This is a genomic window from Vibrio sp. 10N.222.52.B7 (assembly GCF_041474275.1).
Taxonomy (GTDB): domain Bacteria; phylum Pseudomonadota; class Gammaproteobacteria; order Enterobacterales; family Vibrionaceae; genus Vibrio; species Vibrio crassostreae_C.
Genome location: NZ_JBFRTU010000451.1, coordinates 1 through 546, shown reverse-complemented (window position 1 = coordinate 546; position 546 = coordinate 1). Strand labels below are relative to the sequence as shown.

The window sequence follows — 546 nt, the reverse complement described above, 5'->3', positions numbered from 1 at the left end:
CTACAACGTGTGCGCTAACGGGTTTATACAACCGACGCTATCTAGAACAGTTGTTAACTCAGCCAATGCCATTTAATACTTCACGGTTTGGGATCAGTCTCGTCATTCTAGATCTTGACCACTTTAAGCGCGTTAATGACACCTTTGGCCATGATATTGGTGATGAGGTTTTAGTGGAAGTCGCAAGGCGAGTAAAACAGCACTTATTCCCAAATGATGTAGTGGCTCGCTGGGGTGGTGAAGAGTTTGTTATGTTGCTGTCCGGTTCCATTGATCCTGAGCAACAGTTGAACGTTATCCGTTTAGCTATTTCCGAAACACCCATTGATACGCACTCCGGCTCTTTGGACCTCACCACATCGATAGGAGCGTCGATTGGTATTGCTCATGAGCAACTCAATCAAGATACTTACAAGAAGTACCTCAAAGCCGCGGATGATGCATTATATCAAGCGAAAGAGTCGGGTAGGAATCAAGTCATCATCGCTGAAAGTTAATCGCTAATCTGGAAACAAAAAGCCATTCTGATCTTCGTGAGATAAGAAT

At 44.1% G+C, this 546-nt stretch carries 1 protein-coding gene; it reads left to right on the top strand.

Translation table 11 applies throughout. The annotated features are described in order from the left end of the window. On the top strand, positions 1–497 hold a 497-nt coding region (locus tag AB4512_RS23645; protein ID WP_372175952.1), incomplete at its 5' end, for a GGDEF domain-containing protein. Positions 498–546 lie beyond the last annotated feature (49 nt).